1 protein-coding gene is annotated in these 5,087 nt (G+C 68.2%); it reads left to right on the forward strand.

Features of this window, described 5'->3' with window-relative positions:
• Positions 1–5,087: amino acid adenylation domain-containing protein (locus ACFV2X_RS55270; protein ID WP_385631838.1), on the forward strand; the 5,087-nt coding region annotated here is incomplete at both ends.

Below are 5,087 nucleotides of genomic sequence, written 5' to 3' on the forward strand. Positions count from 1 at the left end.
ATGTACCGCACCGGCGACCTCGCCCGCTGGAACCACGACGGCACACTCGAACACCTCGGCCGCACCGACACCCAGGTCAAAATCCGCGGCTTCCGCATCGAACCCGGCGAAATCGAAGCCGTCCTGACTGCCCATGAGGCGGTCGCCCAAGCCGCCGTCCTCGTTCGTGAAGACCAGCCCGGCGACAAGCGGCTGGTCGGCTATGTGGTGCCGACGGATGCGGAAGTGGGAGTTGATACCGCCGAGGTGCTGGGGGTGGCCAGGGACCGGCTCCCCGACTACATGGTGCCCACCGCACTCATCACCCTCGACCGACTGCCCCTGACACCAAACGGCAAGCTGGACCGCAAGGGCCTGCCCGCCCCCGACTACACCACATCCACCGCCCGCCGAGCACCCCGCACACCGCACGAGGAGATCCTGTGCGGTCTCTTCGCCGAAGTCCTCGCGGTCCCCGATGTCGGCATCGATGACAGCTTCTTCGCGCTCGGTGGACACTCCCTCCTCGCCACCCGCCTCATCAGCCGCATCCGCACCACCCTGGACGTCGAACTCACCATCCGCGCCCTCTTCGAAACACCCACCGTCGCCGGCCTCACCGAACACCTCCACACATCCAACGCCCACACCACACGAACACGCCCCAAACTCACCCCCCAAACCCGGCCCGAAACCGTACCCGTCTCCTTCGCACAGCGCCGGCTGTGGTTCCTCGGCCAACTCGAAGGCCCCTCCGGCACCTACAATATGCCCCTGTCGCTACGGCTACGCGGCCAACTGGACACCGACGCCCTGCGCCTGGCCCTGACCGACGTGGTCGAGCGGCATGAGAGCCTGCGTACGGTCTTCCCCCAGGCCGACGGCCAGCCCTACCAGCACATCCTCCAAGGCACCGCGACATCGGTGTTCGAAGTGCTGGACATCGCCGAGGAAGACTTGGCGGGGGCGCTGAAGCGGGAGGCCGCCACTGGGTTCGATCTCGGCCGCGAGCTGCCGCTGCGCGTACGGCTGTTCAAGCTCGGGCCGGACGACTACGTAATGCTGGCGGTCGTACACCACATCGCCGCAGACGGCTGGTCGATGGCGCCTTTCGCCCGCGACCTGACCACCGCCTACCAGGCCCGCGCCGGCGGCAAGGCACCCGGATGGCGCGCGCTTCCGGTGCAGTACGCGGACTACACCCTCTGGCAGCAGGAAATCCTCGGCCACGAAGACGACCCCGACAGCCTGGTCAACGCCCAGCTGGAGTACTGGGCCACCACCCTGGCCGGCGTGCCCGAGCAGCTGGAGCTGCCGGTCGACCGCCCCAGGCCCGCCGTAGCATCGTACGAGGGCGACAGCGTGGCGCTGCGCGTGCCGGCGCCCGTACACGCCCGGCTGGTGGAGCTGGCCCACGACAGCGGCGCAAGCGTCTTCATGACCGTCCAGGCCGCCTTGGCCGTCCTTCTGAGCCGCATGGGCGCAGGCCATGACATCCCGATCGGCACACCCATCGCCGGACGCACCGACGACGCGCTCGACGAGCTGGTCGGCTTCTTCGTCAACACCCTCGTCCTGCGTACGGACACCAGTGGCGACCCCACCTTCCGCGAGCTCATCGAACGCGTACGGGAAACGGACCTGGCCGCCTACGCACACCAGGACGTGCCCTTCGAACGCCTCGTGGAAGTACTCAACCCGCAACGCTCCCTGGCACATCACCCCCTGTTCCAGGTGATGCTCGCCCTCCAGAACAACACCCACCCCACCCTCGACCTCCCCGGCCTCCATGTCACCCGCCAGCCCATGGGTGGCACCGCCGCCAAATTCGACCTGACGGTCAATCTCAGTGAGCACCGCGCCGCGGACGGCGCCGCCGACGGCCTCACCGGACACCTCGACTACCGCACCGACCTCTTCCACCCCACCACCATCGAGGCGCTGGCCACACGGCTCGTCCACGTCCTGGCGACAGTCACCGCCGATCCGGACACCCGGGTCAGCCAGATCGACATACTCGGCGAGGCCGAACGGCACCAGGTCCTCACCCACTGGAACGACACCGCACAGCCGCTCCCGGACGCCCTGCTGCCCGAGCTCTTCGAGACCCAGGTCAAGCGCACCCCCGACGCGGTCGCCGTCGTCTTCGAGAGCCAGGAGGTGACGTACGCCGACCTCAACACCCGAGCGAACCGGCTGGCGCGGTACCTGATCGCCCAGGGCGCCGGGCCGGAGCGGCTGGTGGCGGTGGCCCTGCCACGCTCGGCCGAGCTGGTCGTAACACTGCTGGCCATCCTCAAGGCCGGCGCGGGGTACCTCCCCATCGACCCGGACTACCCCACCGACCGCATCCACTACATGCTCCAGGACGCGGCCCCCACACTCCTGGTCACCGACACCACCACATCCGCCGCCCTCCCCCCAGCCGACGATCTGCCTCGGCTGATGGTGGATGACGAGTGGGCCTCTCGATACGACGATGCGGATGTCGTGGACGCCGACCGCACGGGCGGCCTGCTCCCCCAGCATCCCGCCTACGTCATCTACACCTCCGGCTCGACCGGTCGCCCCAAGGGCGTGACGGTCCAGCAGCGGAGCGTGGTCAATCTCATCACCTGGGCCGTCTCCGAATTCGGGCCCGAGCGATTGACTCATGTGTACGTCTCGACGTCTCTCAACTTCGACGTCTCGGTCTTCGAGCTCTTCACGCCGCTCATCACGGGCGGACGCGTCGAGGTGGTCCGCGACCTGCTCGCTCTTGGTGGCAGTGTGCCGAGCAGTGGGTCTTCCTGCCTCATCAGCGGTGTTCCCTCCGTTGTCTCAACTCTCCTCAGCAGCGGTGGGAGCATTGACGCGGGGACAGTGGTGTTGGCCGGAGAGGCCATCACGCCGCACGTGGCGAACGCCATTCGTGCCGCCGTTCCGGGAGGTCTGCTCGCGAACTGCTACGGGCCCACCGAAGCCACCGTCTACTCCACGTCATGGTTCACCGACGATGAGCTGGCCACCGCTCCCCCCATCGGTCACCCTGTGTGGAACACACAGGTGTATGTGCTGGACGCGACGTTGCAACCAGTGCCGGTGGGGGTGCCCGGCGAGCTCTACATCGCCGGCGCGCAACTGGCCCGAGGGTATCTGGGACGGCCTGGCCTGACGGCGGAGCGGTTTGTGGCGAATCCGTTCGGCACGGCGGCGGGGTCGCGGATGTACCGGACAGGCGATGTGGTCCGGTGGCGGGCGGACGGGCAGCTGGAGTTCGTGGGGCGTTCGGACGCCCAGGTCAAGGTGCGTGGCTTCCGTATCGAGCCCGGTGAGGTGGAGAGCGTCCTGGCGGCGCACGACGCCGTGGCGCAGACCGCCGTCCTGGTACGGGAGGACCGGCCCGGAGACCGGCGTCTGGTCGGCTATGTGGTGCCCACGGACGCGGGTGTGGGGCTTGACGCCGCTCAGGTGCTGGAAGTGGCCAGGGGCCGACTGCCGGACTACATGGTCCCCTCGGCACTCGTCGTCCTCGAACGGCTGCCCCTGACCCCGAACGGAAAGCTGGACCGCAGGGCCCTGCCCGCCCCCGACTACACCACAACCCTCACCCGCCGCGCCCCGCGCACGCCGCGCGAGGAGATCCTGTGCGGGCTGTTCGCGGAAGTGCTGGGTGTCGCCGGCATCGGCATCGACGACAACTTCTTCTCCCTCGGCGGGCACTCCCTCCTCGCCACCCGCCTCATCAGCCGCATCCGCACCACCCTGGGCCTGGAGCTCGGCATCCGCGCGCTCTTCGAGTCCCCGACCGTCGCCGGACTGAGCGCACGAACAGATCAAGAAACCAGCCTGACACGACAGCCACTGACCGGCAGGCCACGGCCAGAGACCGTCCCGGTCTCCTTCGCACAACGCCGGCTGTGGTTCCTCGGCCAACTCGAAGGCCCCTCCGGCACCTACAACATCCCCATGTCGCTTCGGCTACGCGGCCAACTGGACATCGACGCCCTGCGCCTGGCCCTGACCGACGTGGTCGGACGTCATGAGAGCCTGCGGACACTCTTCCCCCAGACCGACGGCCAGCCCCGCCAGCACATCCTTCCAGGCAACGTCGCGTCGGTGTTCCAGGTGTTGGATGTGGCCGACGAGGACCTGGCCGAAGCACTGATGAAGGAGGCTCGCGCCGGGTTCGACCTCTCGTGTGACCTTCCGCTGCGGGTACGCCTGTTCGCCGTGGCGCCGGATGAGTACGTACTGCTGGCAGTCGTACACCACATCGCTGCAGACGGCTGGTCGATGGCCCCCTTCGCCCGCGACCTGACCACCGCCTACAAGGCCCGTGCCGACGGCAAGGCGCCCGGATGGCAAGCGCTGCCGGTGCAGTACGCGGACTACGCCCTGTGGCAGCGTGAGGTTCTGGGCAGCGAAGACGAACCGGACAGTGTGATCTCACAGCAGCTGGCCTACTGGACGGCTGCCCTGGCAGGCGTGCCGGAGCAGCTGGAGCTGCCGGTGGACCGACCCCGGCCGGCCGTGGCATCGCATGAGGGTGGAAGTGTGGCGGTGCGGGTGCCGGCCGGGGTGCACACCCAACTGGTCGAGCTGGCGCAGGGCAGCGGGGCGAGTGTCTTCATGACCGTCCAGGCCGCCCTGGCCGTCCTGCTCACCCGGATGGGCGCGGGCACTGATATCCCCATCGGCACCCCGATCGCCGGGCGCACGGATGACGCGCTGGACGATCTGGTCGGTTTCTTCGTGAACACGTTGGTGTTGCGTACGGATGTGAGTGGCGATCCCACGTTCCGTGAGCTGATGGAACGGGTACGGGAGACGGACCTGGCCGCCTACGCCCACCAGGACGTGCCGTTCGAGCGGCTGGTGGAGGTGCTGAACCCGGAGCGGTCGATGGCGCGGCACCCCCTGTTCCAGGTGATGCTCTCCTTCCAGAACAACACCCGACCCAGCCTGGACCTTCCGGGGCTGGACATCGCCCATCAGCCGATAGGCGGGATCGCCGCCAGATTCGACCTCACCGTCAATCTCAGCGAGTTGCGTGCGGGGGATGGCAGTCCGGGTGGGTTGAGTGGGCATGTCGACTACCGGACCGATCTGTTCGATCCGGCGTCGAT

The organism is Streptomyces sp. NPDC059679 (assembly GCF_042734105.1).
Taxonomy (GTDB): domain Bacteria; phylum Actinomycetota; class Actinomycetes; order Streptomycetales; family Streptomycetaceae; genus Streptomyces.